The organism is Pseudoalteromonas sp. meg-B1 (assembly GCF_003173795.1).
GTDB classification, from domain to species: domain Bacteria; phylum Pseudomonadota; class Gammaproteobacteria; order Enterobacterales; family Alteromonadaceae; genus Pseudoalteromonas; species Pseudoalteromonas undina.
In genome coordinates, this window is sequence record NZ_QGQU01000001.1 from 1,418,551 (window position 1) to 1,437,196 (window position 18,646).

At 40.2% G+C, this 18,646-nt stretch carries 15 protein-coding genes; 7 read left to right on the top strand and 8 right to left on the bottom strand.

What is annotated here, in order from left to right; translation table 11 throughout:
- Positions 1 to 26: 26 nt before the first annotated feature.
- The 5 genes from rpsA to gyrA form a co-directional block, all read right to left on the bottom strand.
- Positions 27 to 1,694, bottom strand: a complete 1,668-nt coding sequence (gene rpsA, locus DK924_RS06775; protein ID WP_002961176.1) for a 30S ribosomal protein S1 — start codon at positions 1,692 to 1,694, stop codon at positions 27 to 29.
- A 95-nt stretch (positions 1,695 to 1,789) separates the two neighbouring features.
- Positions 1,790 to 2,500: a (d)CMP kinase gene (cmk, locus tag DK924_RS06780; protein ID WP_075169266.1), complete on the bottom strand. Its 711-nt coding sequence runs from the start codon at positions 2,498 to 2,500 to the stop codon at positions 1,790 to 1,792.
- 107 nt (positions 2,501 to 2,607) lie between these two features.
- Positions 2,608 to 3,885, bottom strand: coding sequence for a 3-phosphoshikimate 1-carboxyvinyltransferase (aroA, locus tag DK924_RS06785; protein WP_109874676.1), 1,278 nt, complete (start codon positions 3,883 to 3,885; stop codon positions 2,608 to 2,610).
- Positions 3,885 to 4,967, bottom strand: a complete 1,083-nt coding sequence (serC, locus tag DK924_RS06790; RefSeq protein ID WP_109874677.1) for a 3-phosphoserine/phosphohydroxythreonine transaminase — start codon at positions 4,965 to 4,967, stop codon at positions 3,885 to 3,887. Before serC ends, aroA begins: the two co-directional genes overlap by 1 nt.
- 280 nt (positions 4,968 to 5,247) lie before the next feature.
- On the bottom strand, positions 5,248 to 7,947 hold the full coding sequence (gyrA, locus tag DK924_RS06795) for a DNA topoisomerase (ATP-hydrolyzing) subunit A (protein WP_109874678.1): 2,700 nt from the start codon (positions 7,945 to 7,947) through the stop codon (positions 5,248 to 5,250).
- Positions 7,948 to 8,125: 178 nt separating this feature from the next.
- Here gyrA and ubiG point away from each other — a divergent pair, with 178 nt between their 5' ends.
- From ubiG to yfaE, 5 genes are all read left to right on the top strand, one after another.
- A complete protein-coding gene (ubiG, locus tag DK924_RS06800; protein ID WP_055013304.1) occupies positions 8,126 to 8,836 on the top strand; it encodes a bifunctional 2-polyprenyl-6-hydroxyphenol methylase/3-demethylubiquinol 3-O-methyltransferase UbiG in 711 nt (236 codons plus the stop codon).
- The gene (locus tag DK924_RS06805) at positions 8,836 to 9,516 is read left to right on the top strand and encodes an HAD family hydrolase (RefSeq protein WP_109874679.1); all 681 of its coding nucleotides are present in this window, start codon (positions 8,836 to 8,838) and stop codon (positions 9,514 to 9,516) included. The genes ubiG and DK924_RS06805 overlap by 1 nt, the downstream gene beginning before the upstream one ends.
- A 410-nt stretch (positions 9,517 to 9,926) precedes the next feature.
- The gene (nrdA, locus tag DK924_RS06810) at positions 9,927 to 12,209 is read left to right on the top strand and encodes a class 1a ribonucleoside-diphosphate reductase subunit alpha (RefSeq protein ID WP_010389918.1); all 2,283 of its coding nucleotides are present in this window, start codon (positions 9,927 to 9,929) and stop codon (positions 12,207 to 12,209) included.
- A gap of 73 nt (positions 12,210 to 12,282) precedes the next feature.
- A complete protein-coding gene (gene nrdB, locus DK924_RS06815) occupies positions 12,283 to 13,413 on the top strand; it encodes a class Ia ribonucleoside-diphosphate reductase subunit beta (protein WP_010389917.1) in 1,131 nt (376 codons plus the stop codon).
- A complete protein-coding gene (gene yfaE, locus DK924_RS06820; RefSeq protein WP_076919572.1) occupies positions 13,413 to 13,685 on the top strand; it encodes a class I ribonucleotide reductase maintenance protein YfaE in 273 nt (90 codons plus the stop codon). The genes nrdB and yfaE overlap by 1 nt, the downstream gene beginning before the upstream one ends.
- A gap of 114 nt (positions 13,686 to 13,799) precedes the next feature.
- On the opposite strand, the gene DK924_RS06825 is transcribed toward yfaE, so the two are convergent.
- The 3 genes from DK924_RS06825 to DK924_RS06835 form a co-directional block, all read right to left on the bottom strand.
- The gene (locus tag DK924_RS06825) at positions 13,800 to 14,396 is read right to left on the bottom strand and encodes a DUF1287 domain-containing protein (protein WP_109874680.1); all 597 of its coding nucleotides are present in this window, start codon (positions 14,394 to 14,396) and stop codon (positions 13,800 to 13,802) included.
- Positions 14,397 to 14,423: 27 nt separating this feature from the next.
- Positions 14,424 to 14,897 carry a hypothetical protein gene (locus DK924_RS06830; RefSeq protein WP_109874681.1) on the bottom strand — a complete coding sequence of 158 codons (474 nt, stop codon included), beginning with the start codon at positions 14,895 to 14,897 and terminating at the stop codon, positions 14,424 to 14,426.
- 128 nt (positions 14,898 to 15,025) lie between these two features.
- Positions 15,026 to 15,451, bottom strand: a complete 426-nt coding sequence (locus DK924_RS06835; RefSeq protein WP_171039088.1) for a tetratricopeptide repeat protein — start codon at positions 15,449 to 15,451, stop codon at positions 15,026 to 15,028.
- Between the two features lie 207 nt (positions 15,452 to 15,658).
- Between DK924_RS06835 and DK924_RS06840 the strand changes: the two genes are divergently transcribed.
- Both DK924_RS06840 and DK924_RS06845 read left to right on the top strand, forming a co-directional pair.
- Positions 15,659 to 16,048, top strand: coding sequence for a YkgJ family cysteine cluster protein (locus tag DK924_RS06840; protein ID WP_010389911.1), 390 nt, complete (start codon positions 15,659 to 15,661; stop codon positions 16,046 to 16,048).
- Between the two features lie 151 nt (positions 16,049 to 16,199).
- The gene (locus tag DK924_RS06845; RefSeq protein ID WP_109874682.1) at positions 16,200 to 18,599 is read left to right on the top strand and encodes a TonB-dependent receptor; all 2,400 of its coding nucleotides are present in this window, start codon (positions 16,200 to 16,202) and stop codon (positions 18,597 to 18,599) included.
- The last annotated feature ends 47 nt before the right edge of the window (positions 18,600 to 18,646 follow it).

Here is an 18,646-nt window from a genome sequence, read left to right on the forward strand (position 1 = left end):
CCTTCCAATTAAAAGACTATAATTAATTAGTCTTTTTGTGCATTTGCGAAAGCAGCTGCCATTGCGTTTTCGAACACTGGCTCTTCTTTCTTAAGCTTCTCTAGTACTTCTTTCTCTTCTGCTTCGAAAAGAGCTTTAACAGATAAGCTTAAAGTGCGGTTCTTACGATCAACACCAACGTATTTAACTTCGATTTCGTCGCCTACAGAAACAACAGTAGTTGCATCTTCAACGCGCTCTTGAGCGATATCAGCTACACGGATGTAACCTTCAACGCCTTCGATAAGTTCAACAGTTGCGCCTTTCGCATCAACTTCAGTCACTTTACCTTTAACAATAGCACCTTTTTTGTTTGCATCAAGGTAGTTATTGAATGGGTCAGCTTCGATTTGCTTAACACCTAGAGAGATACGTTCACGCTCTGGGTCAACTTGCAATACGATAGCAGTGATTTCGTCGCCTTTCTTGAATTCACGTACAGCTTCTTCGCCAGGTGTATTCCAAGAAATGTCTGAAAGGTGTACAAGACCATCAATACCACCGTCAAGACCGATAAAGATACCGAAGTCAGTGATTGATTTGATCTTACCAGTAACTTGGTCGCCTTTGTTTTGTAGACGAGCAAATTCCTGCCAAGGATTAGCAATACATTGCTTAAGACCAAGAGAAATACGACGACGTTCTTCGTCGATTTCAAGAACCATAACTTCAACAGTGTCACCAAGTGAAACAACTTTTGAAGGGTGGATGTTCTTGTTAGTCCAATCCATTTCAGAAACGTGTACTAGACCTTCAACGCCTTCTTCGATTTCTACGAAGCAACCGTAATCAGTAAGGTTAGTTACACGACCAGAAAGTTTAGAACCTTCTGGGTAACGACCAGCGATAGCTGCCCATGGATCTTCGCCAAGCTGTTTAAGACCTAGAGATACACGAGTTTTATCTTTGTCGAATTTAAGAACTTTAACTGCGATTTCGTCGCCAACATTAACGATTTCTGAAGGGTGCTTAACACGCTTCCACGCCATGTCAGTAATGTGTAGTAGACCATCAACACCACCAAGGTCAACGAATGCACCGTAGTCAGTAAGGTTCTTAACGATACCTTTAACTTCTTGACCTTCAACAAGGTTAGCAAGAAGCTCTTCACGTTCTTGTGAGTTTTCTGATTCGATAACTGCACGACGTGAAACAACAACGTTGTTACGTTTTTGATCAAGCTTGATTACTTTAAATTCAAGCTCTTTGCCTTCAAGGTGAGTTGTGTCACGTACTGGACGAACATCAACAAGTGAACCAGGTAGGAAAGCACGGATTGAATCAACTTCAACAGTGAAACCGCCTTTAACTTTACCGTTGATAACACCAGTAACAGTCTCTTGCTCTTCACATGCTTTCTCAAGACGGATCCACGCTTCGTGACGCTTCGCTTTCTCACGAGAAAGGATAGTTTCACCGAAACCGTCTTCGATTGCATCTAGTGCAACATCTACTTCGTCGCCAACAGCAACTTCTAGTTCACCAGCAGCATTTTTGAACTGCTCTGCAGGGATAGCACTTTCTGATTTAAGACCAGCATCTACAAGTACAATGTTGTTCTCGATTGAGATTACTGTACCTTTAACGATAGAGCCTTGCTCTGCTTCAAAACCCTTTAAGCTTTCTTCAAATAACTGCGCAAAATTTTCTGACATACGAATATACGTCTCATATATTAATACCAATAAGCAACCATGCTGCATGGGGTTGTTAAAATAGCACTGGCGTCCTGCTGGTGCATAAAATGTGTTTAGCTTCGTTTAGGAAGCTTACCTTCAGAGATGCTTGAATCTAATAAAGTTATAACTTTATCAAAGACTTGCTGTGCGTTGAGTTCGCTAGTATCAAGCTCAATCGCATCCTCTGCAGGTACAAGCGGCGCAACGGCGCGATTCATATCGCGATCATCACGTGCTCGAATGTCTTGTAATAGACCACTTAGTGTAACATCAAGCCCGCGCTCATTCAACTCAACAAAACGTCTGCGAGCACGTTCTTCTGCACTTGCGGTTAGAAATATCTTTAATGGCGCATCAGGAAACACAACAGTGCCCATATCGCGACCATCTGCAATTAAGCCATTTTCAGTTCTAAACGCACGCTGGCGACGAAGTAACGCTTCACGAACTCGCGGCAATGCCGCCACTTTAGACGCTGCAGCTCCCACTTCTTCATTTCGAATAGTGGTTGTTACGTCTTCGCCTTCTAAAATAATCTTTCCTGCATTAGTGTCACTGTCTATCAAAAACTGCACATCAAGATTTGCAGCTAATGGAACCAGTGCTTCTTCGTTATCTAACGCAATTTGGTGATGAAGTGCTGCAAGTGAAAGTACGCGATAAATTGCACCGCTATCTAACACATCCCAGCCTAATTTTTCAGCCAATAAGCGACAAACAGTTCCTTTACCAGAACCACTTGGGCCATCTACGGTGATTACGGGCATTAATAACGCCGGCATTTAAAACCTCCTTCAATGCACACCAAAATAAACCGCCACATTATACGTCAATTATTAAAGATTATCCGCTTTTAGTATGTAACTTTTTATAAATACTTATAAATAGCCTATTTACTGACAGATGCTAACACGTTGAAAAATGTTGGGAATGTCTTGTAAGTACAGGCTGGATCGTTAATCGTTATGGGCTTACCCCCTACTGCCACCATTGCAAAGCACATGGCAATACGATGGTCATCATAGGTATCTACAGCCACATTATTAAACTGTTTTGGCGGTGTGATCTCAATAAAGTCATGCCCTTCTACTACTTCAGCCCCTACTTTTTTAAGCTCAGTGGCCATAGCGTGTAAACGGTCAGTTTCTTTTACTCGCCAGTTATAAATGTTGCGAATTGCCGTTGGCCCTTTTGCAAACAAGGCAACTGTAGCTAGTGTCATTGCAGCATCAGGTATTGCATTAGCATCAATATCAATACCGTTAAGCTCACCTTTACGAACAACTAAACGTTCGTCATACCAATCAATTTTGGCACCTACTTGCTCCATAACGTTAGCAAAACCAATATCACCTTGAACTGATTTAGCACCGACGCCTTTAATTTCTATTTCGCCGCCGGCAATTGCTGCAGCAGCAATAAAGTAAGAAGCAGATGAAGCATCCCCTTCGACCATAATTCGCTCAACGGCTTGATACTGTTGTGCACCTTTTACAAAGAAAGTACTGTAATTGTCATGCTCAACGGTAACACCAAAACGCGCCATTACATCAAGAGTAATATCAATGTAAGGCTTAGACACTAACGTGCCTTTAATTTTAATTTGAGTATCACCTTTAAATAACGGTGCAGCCATAAGCAACGCAGTTAAAAATTGGCTTGAAATACTACCGTCAATTTCGACTTCACCACCGGAAATTTTCCCGCCGACAATTTTAAGTGGCGGATAACCTTTATTTTTTAAATAACTAACATTACCACCTAAGGCTTGCAGTGCATCAACTAAGTGGCCAATTGGTCGCTCTTCCATACGTGGCTCACCAATTAACTCATACTCCCCAGCAATCGCTGCAAGCACGGCCGTTAAGGGACGGTATGCTGTACCTGCATTACCTAAAAACAGTGGTTCAGTTGGCGTTTTAAATACGCCACCTACACCTTCTACGGTCGCGATGGTTCGCTCATCATTAAGTGTCACATTCACACCGAGCTGCGCTAAGGCGCCCAACATATGACGAATATCATCACTGTCTAATAAGTTTTCTACAACCGTAGTGCCGTTTGATAGTGCAGCCAATAATAGAATGCGATTTGACAAGCTTTTCGAACCAGGCAGAGTAACACTGCCATTAACCTGTGAAATAGGCGCTAAAGAAAGTTGCTCCATTAGCTGTTCTCCTTTGCGAAAGCCGCCATAAAATCAACTAATGCTTTAACCCCTTCCAGTGGCATTGCGTTATAAATACTCGCGCGCATACCGCCAACAATACGGTGCCCTTCAAGCGCTAATAAGCCCGCTTCATTTGACTCTTTAACAAACTTATCATTTAGGCTTTCATCAACTAACCAAAAAGGCACATTCATACGTGAACGACAATGTTTTGCTACCTTGTTGGTGTAAAAATCAGACTCATCGATAAAGTCATAAAGCAACTGAGCTTTGGCAGTATTTTGTGTTTCCATGGCTTTTACACCGCCATTTTGCTCAAGCCATTCAAATACTTCAGCTGCTAAATACCATGCAAATGTAGGTGGAGTGTTAAACATACTGCCTTGTTTTGCTTCAAGGGCGTAATCCAAAATACCTGGCTTAGCTAGCCCTTCACGCTCAAGTAGCGTTTTACGAACAATTACGATAGCAATACCCGATGGGCCGATATTCTTTTGAGCACCTGCGTAGATTAAATCAAATTGATTAACGTCAATTTCGCGCGATAGAATAGTCGACGACATATCGGCGACAATCGGTGCTGTTGGGTGACTAGGTACATCAAAAATCTCTAGACCATCTACAGTTTCATTTGGGCAGTAATGAATATATGCAGCATCGGCTGGTAAAACCCAATCGGCTACCTGCTTAATAGAAAATAAACCGTTATCATCATTGCGTACGTCAATTGTGTGAGTTTGAGTAAACTTATCGGCTTCGCTGGTTGCACTTTTTGACCATACGCCGTTTTCACAATACACCGCTTTTTTTCCATCAACGTGGAGGTTTAAAGGTACGGCACTAAATTGACCTCGACCACCGCCGTGCATAAACAGCACTTCAAACTCATCACTAATATTCATTAAGCGACGTAGACTAGCTTCACACTTAGCCGTTAATGCTAAAAATTCTTTACTGCGATGGCTCATTTCCATTACTGAAACGCCAAGCCCTTGCCAGTCTAAAAACTCTTTTTGTGCTTTTTGCATTACAGCCGGTGGTAACATTGCAGGACCCGCACAAAAATTATAAATACTCATTACCTTTTCCTCATTCCAGTAATTTACTGTTTAACTTGAACTAATACCAATCCGCAATAATACTTAATCATTTTAAGGGGCTAAACGTGTCGCTACCTGCGTTAAAAAATTCTCATTTAGAACAACTAAATAGCAAATTTTTTGCCTAGCTATCAACACGTTTTTCCAGCCTCAAAATAGACCACTTAATTAAGTGAATTGGTATTAAACTAATTCAAGTGTCTTTAGTTTTTTTCAACCATATAAAAAAAGCGGCCAAGGCCGCTTTTTTCAATCTCAATTATTCTGAAGGAGGATTATCATCCGCTACTTCATCTATAACCGTATCTACTGTTTCAACGTCTTCGATGTCAATCAAGTCACTTTCAGTCACTTCAATCTCTTCTATACGTTGTAAACCAACTACTTGCTCTTCGTCAATAGTTCTGATCAAAATAACACCTTGGGTGTTACGTCCAACCGTAGAAACTTCATTAACGCGAGTACGTACTAAGGTACCACGATTCGAAATAATCATTATTTCGTCGTTGTCATCAACTTGTACAGCACCAACAACGGCACCATTACGCTCACTCACCTTAATTGATACAACACCTTGTGTTGCACGACTCTTAGATGGGTAGTCTTCAAGTTGAGTACGCTTACCGTAACCATTTTCTGTCACTGTTAATATTGCACCGTCATTCTTAGGTACAATCAGTGATACAACACGTTGTTCGTCTGGCATTTTAATACCACGAACACCCGTTGCAGTACGACCCATAGGACGTACACCTTTGAAGCGAATCTCAGGCTTACCTTCTTCATCAAGAACAGGGTTACCAGTTTCATCAACTACCGTGGTTTCTTCAGCTTCTTTAAAGCGTACAACTTTACCGGCATCAGTGAACAACATAATTTCGTTGCTACCATCGGTAATGTCAACACCAATTAAGCTATCACCTTCGTTTAAGTTAACGGCAATAATACCGCTAGCACGTTGACGGCTGTAGGCAGTCAATGGTGTTTTCTTAACCGTACCAAATGCTGTCGCCATAAAGATGTATTTATCATCTTCATAATCACGCACCGGCAAAATAGCAGTAATACGTTCATCTGCTTCAAGCGGTAATAAGTTAACAATTGGCTTACCGCGCGCTGCGCGACTTGCAAGTGGTAACTGATACACTTTAAGCCAATATAATCGACCCGCAGTAGAGAAACATAAAATAGTATCGTGGGTATTGGCAACAAGTAGACGTTCAATGAAATCTTCATCTTTCATCTTAGTTGCTGACTTGCCTTTACCACCACGACGCTGCGCTTCGTAATCACTTAACGCTTGATACTTAACGTATCCTTCGTGTGACAAGGTCACAACCACGTTCTCTTCGTTAATTAAGTCTTCAAGGCTAATATCGTGTGCAGCGGCATTAATTTCAGTGCGGCGCTCATCACCATATTGCTCTTTAATTTCAACTAACTCATCACGAATAACTTCCATTAAACGTTCCGGACTTGCCAAAATGAATAATAGTTCAGCAATTAGGTCTAGTAACGATTGGTATTCAGTAAGAATTTTTTCGTGCTCTAGGCCCGTTAGTTTGTGTAGACGTAGGTCTAAAATTGCTTGAGCTTGTTGCTCAGAAATATAGTACTGACCATCACGAATACCCAGCTCGCTTGCTAACCAATCTGGGCGGGCAACATTGTCTTCACCGGCTTTATCAAGCATGGCTTTAACATTACCTAATTCCCAAGGACGCGCTGTTAGTGCAACTTTTGCTTCAGCAGGTGTTGGTGACTTACGAATAAGTTCGATAATTGGGTCAATGTTTGCCAGTGCAATCGCTAAACCTTCTAGCGTATGCGCACGGTCACGGGCTTTGCGTAAATCAAATACCGTACGGCGAGTAACAACTTCACGGCGGTGAATAATAAACTCTTCAAGCATTTCTTTTAAGTTGAAACACTTAGGCTGGTTATTAATTAACGCAACCATATTCATACCAAACACAGTTTGTAACTGAGTTTGTGAATAAAGGTTGTTCAAAATAACTTCACCTACGTCACCACGTTTGATCTCAATAACGATACGCATACCGTCTTTATCTGATTCATCACGTAACGCGCTGATCCCTTCAATTTTTTTATCTTTAACTAGCTCAGCGATTTTTTCAATCAAACGGGCTTTGTTAACTTGGTAAGGGATTTCATGAACAATAATCGTTTCACGGCCAGTTTTCTCATCAGTTTCGATGTCAGCACGCGCACGCATGTACACTTTACCACGGCCGGTTTGATAGGCTTGTTCAATGCCTTTTTTACCGTTAATAATCGCCGCAGTTGGGAAATCAGGCCCTGGGATGTAATCCATTAACTCAGTAATAGTTAATTCAGGGTTTTGAATAAGCGCTAAACAGCCATTCACTACTTCTGTTAAGTTGTGTGGCGGAATATTTGTCGCCATACCAACAGCAATACCTGACGAACCATTAACTAACAGGTTAGGTATTTTAGTCGGTAATACATCAGGAATTTGCTCTGTGCCATCGTAGTTAGGCACAAAATCAACCGTTTCTTTTTCAAGATCGGCTAATAATTCGTGCGACATTTTTGCCATACGTACTTCTGTATAACGCATTGCCGCTGCTGAATCACCATCAACCGAACCAAAGTTACCCTGACCATCAACTAGCATATAACGTAGTGAGAATGGCTGAGCCATACGTACGATGGTGTCATAAACTGCACTGTCGCCGTGTGGGTGGTATTTACCGATTACGTCACCGACCACACGGGCCGATTTTTTGTAAGGCTTGTTCCAGTCATTACTAAGCTCGTTCATTGCAAACAAGACGCGGCGGTGAACAGGTTTTAAACCGTCACGTACGTCTGGTAATGCACGTCCTACAATTACACTCATGGCGTAATCTAAGTAGGAGTTTTTTAACTCGTCTTCAATATTGACTGGCAGAATTTCATTGGCGAGATCAGTCATTTGATATCACATTCCTTCAGTATCAGCTCTTAACAACCCATTATTAGGTATTAAGAGTGTTTGTTATTATTTCTAAGCAACCATGCTATCACAATTAATTTTAATTTACAGGCGCAAAACTTTGCGATTTATCAATTTAGCCCTATATAATGGCCTCAGATTGACGAGGAAGTATTTTATGACCGAACATCAAAATGTAGATAACGCAGAAATAGCAAAGTTTGAAGCCATCGCAGAGCGTTGGTGGGATTTAGAAGGCGAATTTAAGCCGCTTCACGAAATTAATCCATTACGATTAGATTTCATCGCAGACAAAACTAAAGGATTATTTGACAAAGAAACCCTCGATGTAGGATGTGGCGGTGGTATTTTAAGTCACAGCATGGCGCGAATGGGGGCAAAGGTAACAGGTATCGATATGGGGCAAGAGCCTTTAACTGTCGCTAAGTTACACAGTTTAGAAACAAGTGTACCCGTTGAATATATAAAAGTACCTGCTGAACAATTTGCTGATGAGCACCCTGAGCGCTTTGATGTGATCACTTGTATGGAAATGTTAGAACATGTCCCCGACCCTGCTTCTATTATCCATGCAGTCGCTAAATTAGCAAAACCTGGGGCCGATGTATTCTTCTCCACCCTTAATAAAACCCCTAAAGCTTACTTATACGCTATTGTCGGCGCAGAAAAACTGTTAAAAATGGTGCCAGAAGGTACCCACGACCATAAAAAGTTCATTAAACCTGCGCAATTAATTGCATGGGCAGAACAAGCAGGGTTAAAGGTACGTGCCAGTGCAGGATTAAGTTACAACCCACTCTCAAAGCAATATACGATTAATGATGATGTTAGCGTAAATTATATGCTGCACTTTGAGAAGTTAGCGTAATGACAAGCTCACAAACATCTACTAGCCCAATTGAATATCAAGCATTGCTATTTGACTTAGATGGCACTTTACTTGATACCGCTGATGATTTAGGCGCTGCACTTAATAGTGTGCTGCATAATCACCAACAACCACAAGTGGGCAGTGATATATATCGACCCGCAGCTTCAAATGGCGCAGCAGCATTACTTGCTGCTGGTTTTAAAGAAGGCTGGGGGCAACAATCGCAAGAGCAACTTTTAGCAGAGCTAGTTGCATACTACGCTGCCAATATTGCCACCCATACCCAATGCTTTGTAGGTATAGAACAGTTACTCATTGCCCTTGATAATAAAGGGATCCCGTGGGGCATTATGACAAATAAGCCTGGCTTTTTAACCGATCCTTTAGTCAAGGCGATTCCTGCATTAAAAAATGCGCAAATTGTGATAAGTGGTGATACCTTAGCTGAGTCTAAGCCCTCACCCCTTCCTTTATTACATTGTGCTGAGCAAATGAGTGTTGATCCTTCGCGCTGCCTATATATAGGTGATGCGCAGCGAGATATACAAGCAGGTAAAGCAGCGAATATGCACACCGCTACCGCACTGTGGGGATATGTACCGAGTGGGGACGAGGCATTGGCTTGGAATGCAGATTTTAATTGGCATAGCCCTATAGATGCTTTCAACCACATATAGTGCCATACCAATTAATAAACACTACATATTGTGATTGTGTTAGTTTTTACGCAAAGCTTGATGATAAAAAAAGCAGACAAAATTTATTTTTAAAAAGCGTAAATTTAATCTTTCCTTAGTTGATTTTTACAAATTTCAACTTAACCGAATGATCAAAGGTTAATGCCTACTAACACAATTACGTTATCCCAACGTTATCCACAATCAGAGCGGTTTCTGTCCCTTGCAAAAGATCACAGACCACACTATCTTGTGATCTCTAATTTGAACAACACCAGATATTGTGGCTAAATGTTATTCAATTAAATTTACCTATGCGGTAGAAATAATAATAAAAGAATAGGCACTGGGCGTTTTAAGTGCACTCATTGGTCAAAAATATTTAATTCCCAAGGAATACAGGCAAAACTATGAACCAACAGTTATCTGTAAGCAAACGTGACGGCCGTAAAGAGCCACTTGATCTAGACAAGATCCATCGCGTTATTGAATGGGCCGCCGAAGGTTTAAACAACGTTTCGGTTTCACAAGTTGAACTTAAATCACATATTCAATTTTATGATGGTATTCGTACTAAAGACATTCATGAGACGATTATCAAAGCCGCTGCGGATCAGATCTCAAAAGAATCACCTGATTATCAGTATCTTGCTGCTCGTTTAGCTGTATTCCATTTACGCAAAAAAGCGTATGGTCAATTTGAGCCACCGCGTCTTTTTGACCACGTTACTAACATGGTTGAACAAAAACGCTACGACGCCCATTTGCTTGTTGATTACACAGAGCAAGAACTTGATGAACTAGATACTTACTTAGATCATTCACGCGATCTTAACTTTAGCTACGCAGCAGTAAAGCAGCTTGAAGGTAAATACTTAGTACAAAACCGTGTAACCGGTGAAATTTACGAAAGCGCGCAGTTTTTATATATATTAGTAGCAGCAAGCTTATTCTCAGATTATCCACGTGAAACGCGTATTGATTACATCAAACGTTTTTACGATGCGGTTTCACTATTTAAAATTTCTTTACCTACACCAATTATGTCGGGTGTGCGTACGCCAACGCGTCAGTTTAGCTCATGTGTACTGATTGAGTGTGGCGACAGCTTAGATTCAATTAATGCGACTTCATCAGCCATTGTTAAATACGTTTCTCAACGTGCTGGTATTGGTATAAATGCCGGACGTATTCGTGCATTAGGTAGCCCTATTCGTAACGGCGAAGCGTACCACACAGGCTGTATTCCGTTTTATAAGCACTTTCAAACAGCGGTTAAAAGCTGTTCGCAAGGCGGTGTACGTGGCGGTGCAGCTACTTTATTCTACCCGCTTTGGCACTTAGAAGTAGAAAACCTGCTAGTACTTAAGAATAACCGTGGTGTTGATGATAACCGCGTACGTCACCTAGATTATGGTGTGCAGTTTAATAAACTAATGTATTCGCGTTTGATCAAAGATGATTACATCACGTTATTCAGCCCATCTGATGTGCCTGGCCTTTACGATGCATTTTTTGAAGACCAAGACGAGTTTGACGCGCTATATGTAAAATATGAGCAAGACGAGTCAATTCGTAAAAAACGCATTAAAGCCATTGAACTGTTTTCTATGTTTGCTCAAGAACGCGCCAGCACCGGTCGTATTTACTTGCAGAACGTTGACCACTGTAATACACACAGTCCGTTTATCTCAAAAGTGGCGCCTATACGTCAATCTAACTTATGTTTAGAAATTGCGTTACCGACTAAGCCTCTTAGCAACGTGAATGACGAAGAAGGTGAAATTGCACTTTGTACATTATCTGCGTTTAACTTAGGTGCTATTGAGTCTTTAGATGAACTAGAAGAGTTAGCAGAGCTTGCAGTACGTGCACTTGATAACCTACTTGATTTCCAAGACTACCCTGTACCTGCAGCTAAAAATGCCACTATGGGGCGTCGTACGCTAGGCATAGGTGTTATTAACTACGCTTATTACTTAGCTAAAAACGGTAAGCGTTATTCAGATGGCAGCGCAAATGCACTAACGCACAAAACGTTTGAAGCAATTCAGTACTACCTAATGAAGGCATCTAACGAACTTGCTAAAGAGCGTGGAGCATGTCCTAAATTTAACGAAACTACATACTCGCAAGGTATTATGCCAACCGATACGTACAAACGTGATTTAGACAAGATTTGTGATGAACCGCTGCACCTTGATTGGGATACATTACGTGCCAGCATTAAAGAGCATGGTATGCGTAACTCCACGCTGAGCGCATTAATGCCATCAGAAACGTCATCGCAAATCTCAAATGCAACTAATGGTATCGAGCCACCGCGTGGTCACATTAGTGTTAAAGCAAGTAAAGACGGTATTTTAAAGCAAGTTGTTCCTGACTACGAACGCCTTAAAGATAACTACGAATTACTGTGGGATATTCCATCAAACGATGGTTACTTACAATTAGTAGGCATAATGCAGAAATTTATCGACCAAACAATTTCAGCAAATACTAATTATGATCCAAATAGATACGAAGGCGGTAGAGTACCTATGAAAGTCTTATTAAAAGACTTACTTGGTGCATACAAACTAGGTGTTAAAACACTTTACTACCATAATACCCGCGATGGCGCATCAGATGCTCAAGAAGACACTCCAGAAGTGGAAGATGATGATTGTGCAGGCGGCGCGTGTAAAATTTAATAGTTAAACTTAAAGCGGGCGCCTTGCCCGCTTTGTCCTGATAGTCTTAGTGATAGTTTTTTGAGTGATAAACATGTCTTATACTACTTTTAGCAGAAATCATAATAACCAAATGCAAGAGCCAATGTTTTTTGGTCAAACCGTTAACGTGTCACGTTACGATCAACAAAAATACCCTATTTTTGAAAAACTAATTGAAAAACAATTGTCTTTCTTTTGGCGACCTGAAGAAGTTGATGTAAGTAAAGACCGTTTAGACTTTCAAGCGCTTCCCGAACACGAAAAGCATATATTTTTAAGCAACTTAAAATACCAAACGTTGCTTGATAGTGTTCAAGGCCGCTCACCTAACGTAGCATTACTTCCTATCGTATCAATTCCTGAACTAGAAACGTGGATTGAGACATGGGCGTTTAGTGAAACTATTCATAGTCGTTCGTACACCCATATTATTCGTAACGTAACTCAAGCGCCTGAACTCATTTTTGATGACATTGTTAGCAATGACAAAATTAGTGAGCGTGCCGATGCGGTAACTACTTATTATGATGACCTAATCAATTCTGTATCGCTTTACAACTTATACGGTGAAGGCAAACACGAAATTAATGGCCAAACCGTGGTAGTTAATTTATTTGAGCTGAAAAAGAAATTGTACCTGGCAATGATGTCAGTGAACATTTTAGAAGCCATTCGCTTTTATGTGAGTTTTGCCTGTTCATTTGCGTTTGCCGAGCGTGAATTGATGGAAGGTAATGCTAAAATTATAAAGCTCATTGCCCGCGATGAAGCACTTCATCTTTCGGGTACTCAGCATATTTTAAATATCATGCAAGATGGCAAAGATGACCCTGAAATGGCGATTGTTGCCGCACAATGCCGTGAAGAAGCAATTAAAATGTTTGTTGAAGCTGCAGAGCAAGAAAAAGAATGGGCCGAGTACCTATTTAAAGATGGCTCGATGATTGGTTTAAATAAACACATTCTATGTCAATATGTTGAGTACATTACCAATGCGCGTATGACCGCGATTGGTCTACCTGCACAGTTTGAAAACAACAGTAACCCTATTCCGTGGATCAACTCATGGTTAGTGTCTGACAATGTGCAAGTTGCTCCTCAAGAGGCCGAAATAAGCTCATACTTAGTTGGTCAGATTGATTCACAAGTAGATGCCGATGAATTTGGTGACTTTGATTTATAATGACTGATAGAACCACTGCAAGTATCACGCTTGCAGATAACAGCCAGCGCATTGATTTTGCCGCTGGCTGCCCTTCTCTTTTGCATTGCCTAGAATCGAATAAGATTGATGCCGCTTACCAATGCCGTGAGGGATATTGCGGTGCGTGTCGAGCAACACTTGTCTCTGGTGAAGTTAATTACAATGAAGAGCCGTTAGCGTTTGTTCGCGATGGTGAAATACTTCTGTGTTGCTGCAAACCAAATGGTGATATCAGTATTAATTTAAAGTAACTAACTCACATTAAGCGTATTTAACAGCACAAGAATAATATATAACAGCTAGGTTTGTACCAAACCTGTTTGCCGTGTTTTTAAACTCAAACACGCCTACTAGTACAGTGTTATTTACTCTGAATATTTTGCAGGCACAAATCGGTAATGACCCGTAATTGTATACGCAAAAAGCATATCGCTCATTTCTGGTCCACGACCAATATTATGCACAATAAGCGGGTTGCCGCTGCCCTGCGCTATTTCATTAACGACCATACCGATATGCGGTAAATTACCTGGCAGCATCCAAGTAACTATGTCACCGGCTTTATAATCCTCTGCATTAAGCGATTTAGTTAACACTTTTGCATGGCGCTCAAAGTAAACTTGTAAGTTAGGCACACGTCGATGATCAATATTTTTATCTGGCTTGGTTAATCCCCAAATACGCTTAGAAGGATATGCACGAAAATTGTTCTGCATGTCTTCATGTACTAATTTTTGCAAATCAATATCAAGCTGTCGGTACGACCTAATTAAAACATCGGTACACACACCAATATTAGCGGGCACATCACCACCGGGGTACTCAAGTTTATGATAGGCACCATCGTAAGTTACTGGTTGTGTTGTTCTATAGATTAATGCATTAACGATATCATCATCAAAAGAGCTCGCCTGCACATGAAAAGTAAATAGAGCTAGTGAATAAAACAAAAAACGTGACATATAAATTCCTTTTATAATAGTAATTAACTAAAGCTGTTGAGTAATGTAGTCAGGAATATTAAATTTATTTCCATTACTGGTATAGTGCGCATCAAGTCCATAGGCCATTATTTCAAGCGGAGCATCATTGTAACCAAACGTTTGGATTTCATTGATGTAGCGCATTATAAAAGTGTGCGCACCGAGTTCACGCCATTGAACTACATGAACAAGCTCATGAAAATGTACTCTTAAATTATCCACAGCGCTAGGTAATATATAATATGTATTTTTATAGGTTATTCCAGCTACATCCATATCAATAAAATTGCTTAAACCAAGTTCACGTAAACCTGTAAAGTCAGGTTTAGGAATTTTATCAACAACTACATAAAATGCAGTTTTCAAAAATTCATTTGGGTAAAAGCCCTCAAACTCGTTAGCAAATTTTTCACAGCATATTCTTTTATGTGCATACTCGCTATTCGTTTTATCAATCCATTGTTCTATTTGCGCTAGCATTTTTTCTCCAAAAAATTACTCGGTAAGTTATTAATAAATATTTTATGAAGTTGAACTTTATCTTCTTCATAAAAAAGCGCCAAGTGTAAACTACTGGCGCTGATTATTAATAATCACTATACAGATTCCTAACCTTCTTCTTCAACCAGTGACTCTAATAGCTCATGGATCTCTGACTTTAATTCTTTGTCTTCAATTTTATTCGCACTGACTTTAGCATCTTGTAGGTTTTTAATCGCCGCTTCTTTGTCGCCTAGTTCGAGCTGTAAAGTAGCCATAGAAAATGCAACCGACGACATATGATCTTTGTTATTGATTTCAATCGACTTCTGTAATGCTTTTTCATAAGTCACAATAGCGTCTTCTAGCTCTTCGGTAAAATCTGCTAAAGTTTCCCACTGTACAGGGTGATCTTTAGCGGTATTTTCGTTTTCAATACAAATTGCTTTGAGCTCTGCATATAAAGATTCGAATTGTTTAGTATCATTCTTATTGGCAGCTGCCATCAGCTTTTCTGCTAAATCGTGAACCGCTTTGTATACTTTAGTATTCATAATTACTCGCTACCTTAATTAATGCGCCTTTTTAATTTTTTACAGCGCTGTATCCGAAACCTATTATCTAATAGTACATTATTATTAAGCGCCGCGTTGTTACAAAAGTATTATAAGCAACAATAAACGCTGTTTAGTTTATTGACGTGGATATTAGGGTGCTACACTTAATGCCTACTATAAAAAGCAACAGTTAATATCTACCCTATGCAAAATTGCAATCAATGCGGTAAGTGCTGCACAAAATACGGTGCGGCAGATTTAGATACTAATCAGGATGAAATTCAAATGTGGGCGTTATTCAACCCTGAAATATTTCAATACGTTAAAAACGATAAATTATGGTTTGACCCAACAACGGGTGAGCAATTAACGCAATGCCCATTTTTAGAGCTTGCCAATAAAGCATCTCCTGAAGAAAAAGATAAATATACTTGCAGTATTTATCATGACCGACCCCAAGATTGCAGGCATTATCCAAGCTTAATTTCAGAAATGATAAACGATGAATGTGAAATGCTTGAACCAGTCGATAAGCAAAATCATTTTAGAGCACAAAAAAAGTTAGACATACTGATGATAGACAGCCGCTCCTAAATTTAACTGTAATAATGCCGTGCTAAATTAAATTTATCGCTCTCTTGTGTTATTCAACGCAAATTTTAAAGTTATAGTATAACATTGTTGATAGCACAATTTTGTAGTGTTATATTATATCACAACATAACAACCACGAATTGAAGTAACTATGACTAAGCTAACACTCATATCCTCAGCACTACTGTCTGTTTTGTGTTCTCACTCTGCACTTGCAGCGACGATTAACGGCACGGTAACAGATACAAAAAAGCAACCCATAGCCAATGCCACGATTCATGTTCATGGTAAGTCAAAAAGCGTGCAAAGTAATGCACAAGGCCAGTTTAGTATCGACATAGATGCTAAAAGTCAATTACATATCAGTAAAGATAACTACCTAGATTCTCGTATATCGCTTGAAAATACAGACAACACTATTAATGTTACTTTAAAGCCAACTTCGGTTGAAACTGTTGTTGTATATGCCTCAGCCCTGCATAAAAATAGCTTAGAAATGATTTCACCAGTCAGTGTTCTATCAGGCGATGAGCTAAAAAATAAAGCTAAGCCGACGCTAGGTGAGACACTTAAAGGCATACCTGGCGTTAATGCTAGTTATTTTGGCCCTGTTTCATCAAGTCCGATTATCCGCGGCCTAGGTGGTCCTCGAGTTAAAATTACTCAAAATGGTTTGGATAGCAGCGATGCATCTCGCATTGGGCCTGATCACGCTACATCAAGTGACAGTCTAGCGGCAGAGCAAATTGAAGTGTTACGTGGCCCAAGCACCCTACTTTATGGCTCTGGTGCTATTGGCGGTGTAGTGAATGTGGTTGATAACCGTATTCCAACCAATAACATTGACTCTTTATCTGGGGCAGCACAATACACGCACGATACAGTTTCAAATGCGAATACATTCGCAGCAAAACTAGAAACTGGCAGCGATAACTTTAATTTCCATTTTGATGGTACTAAACGCAGCGGTGATGATTACCAAACACCTCGTTTTAATTTACCGGATGAACATGAAGAGGGTGAAGTACATGTTGAAGGCGATGAAGAAACAGCTACTTCAGTTGAAAATACCTTTATAGACAGTGAAACAGTTAATTTTGGTACTAGCTATGTGGGTGAGCATTTAACCGTTGGATTTTCATACGGTAATATCGAAACAGACTATGGTATTCCAGGCCATTCACATGCTCATCATGAACACGATCATGCACATGAAGAAGCAGGCGAGCATGAAGAACACGAAAGTGAAGAACATTCAGAAACACCTGTTTATGCTCATTTAGAACAAGACCGTTGGCAGGGGCTGGTAAGTTATGCATTTCATGATAACTGGATTGAGTCAATCAACCTACGTCTTGGTTACACAGACTATACCCATAGTGAAATTGAAGACGGCGCTATTGGCACCACTTTTAGTAATGAAACCACTGAAGCACGTTTAAACGTAGAGCATCAATTAGGCCAATGGCATGGCATGATTGGCTATCACTATAGTGAGTCTGATTATGACGCGATTGGTGAAGAAGCCTTTACACCTGCAAGTATCACGACGACTCATGCGCTATATTTACTTGAAGAACGCAAGTTTGGTGACGTCACCGTAGAACTTGGCGCCCGTTTAGAAGATTATGAGATAAAAAGTGATGTAGATACGCATCAGCACAGCCATGATGACGAACCTGTATCAGCAGATGAAACTGTTAACTACACCCAAAGCTTTACTAATCTAAGTGCCTCAGCAGGTGCGATTTGGGAGTATATGCCAAGTCACAACTTAGCCGTTAGTTTGTCACATTCAGAACGTGCACCACTTTCAGCGGAGCTACTCTCTAATGGTGTGCATATTGCTACCGGGACTTACGAACTTGGTTTGGGTTACCATATTGAAGGTAACGAAGCGCATTTTGAGCCTGAAGAAATTAAACAAGAAACATCAACTAATCTAGATATTAGTTTACGTCGCTTTAGTGGAGACTTTGGTTACACCGTCAACTTTTTCTATAACGACATTAAAAACTTTTATTATCAGCAAAACACAGGATTAGTGTTTGATGAAATGGATGGTTTTGAACCTGCTGCCATTGGTCACAGTGACGCAATTGATGTTTATCAGTTCACAAGTAAAGATGCTGAGCTGTATGGTTTTGAATTTGATGTACATTATCAAATAAACCCCAGCGCCATGGTAAAAGTATTTGGTGATTCTACTCGCGCCAAACTAAAAGATAATGAAGGAAATTTACCACGCATTCCTGCTAATAAATTGGGTTCAGAACTGCAATACACCCTAGGTAGCGCACAATTTACCTTAACAGGAACACATTATTTTGAGCAAAATGATATTAGTGCATACGAAACAGCAACAGATGGCTATACATTGATTGATTTACAAGCCAATTATCAGCTTGATTTAGGTGCCGTTGACACACAGCTTTACCTAAGTGTTGATAACATTACTGATGAACTTGGTTTTGTACACAGCTCGTTTATTAAAGACATCGCGCCACTTCCTGGTCGTAACTTCCAATTTGGAGTAAGAGGCTACTTTTAAACAAAGATCAGTTTAATGAGACAATAAAAAACCGCATTCATATTAAT

Bases quoted from the DNA above. Each gene is read 5' to 3' on its own strand.
- aroA (WP_109874676.1), bottom strand. From the start codon at position 3,885: ATGGAGCAACTTTCTTTAGCGCCTATTTCACAGGTTAATGGCAGTGTT.
- cmk (WP_075169266.1), bottom strand. From the start codon at position 2,500: ATGCCGGCGTTATTAATGCCCGTAATCACCGTAGATGGCCCAAGTGGT.
- DK924_RS06825 (WP_109874680.1), bottom strand. From the start codon at position 14,396: ATGTCACGTTTTTTGTTTTATTCACTAGCTCTATTTACTTTTCATGTG.
- DK924_RS06835 (WP_171039088.1), bottom strand. From the start codon at position 15,451: ATGAATACTAAAGTATACAAAGCGGTTCACGATTTAGCAGAAAAGCTG.
- ubiG (WP_055013304.1), top strand. From the start codon at position 8,126: ATGACCGAACATCAAAATGTAGATAACGCAGAAATAGCAAAGTTTGAA.
- gyrA (WP_109874678.1), bottom strand. From the start codon at position 7,947: ATGACTGATCTCGCCAATGAAATTCTGCCAGTCAATATTGAAGACGAG.
- serC (WP_109874677.1), bottom strand. From the start codon at position 4,967: ATGAGTATTTATAATTTTTGTGCGGGTCCTGCAATGTTACCACCGGCT.
- DK924_RS06805 (WP_109874679.1), top strand. From the start codon at position 8,836: ATGACAAGCTCACAAACATCTACTAGCCCAATTGAATATCAAGCATTG.
- DK924_RS06840 (WP_010389911.1), top strand. From the start codon at position 15,659: ATGCAAAATTGCAATCAATGCGGTAAGTGCTGCACAAAATACGGTGCG.
- nrdB (WP_010389917.1), top strand. From the start codon at position 12,283: ATGTCTTATACTACTTTTAGCAGAAATCATAATAACCAAATGCAAGAG.
- nrdA (WP_010389918.1), top strand. From the start codon at position 9,927: ATGAACCAACAGTTATCTGTAAGCAAACGTGACGGCCGTAAAGAGCCA.
- yfaE (WP_076919572.1), top strand. From the start codon at position 13,413: ATGACTGATAGAACCACTGCAAGTATCACGCTTGCAGATAACAGCCAG.
- DK924_RS06830 (WP_109874681.1), bottom strand. From the start codon at position 14,897: ATGCTAGCGCAAATAGAACAATGGATTGATAAAACGAATAGCGAGTAT.
- DK924_RS06845 (WP_109874682.1), top strand. From the start codon at position 16,200: ATGACTAAGCTAACACTCATATCCTCAGCACTACTGTCTGTTTTGTGT.
- rpsA (WP_002961176.1), bottom strand. From the start codon at position 1,694: ATGTCAGAAAATTTTGCGCAGTTATTTGAAGAAAGCTTAAAGGGTTTT.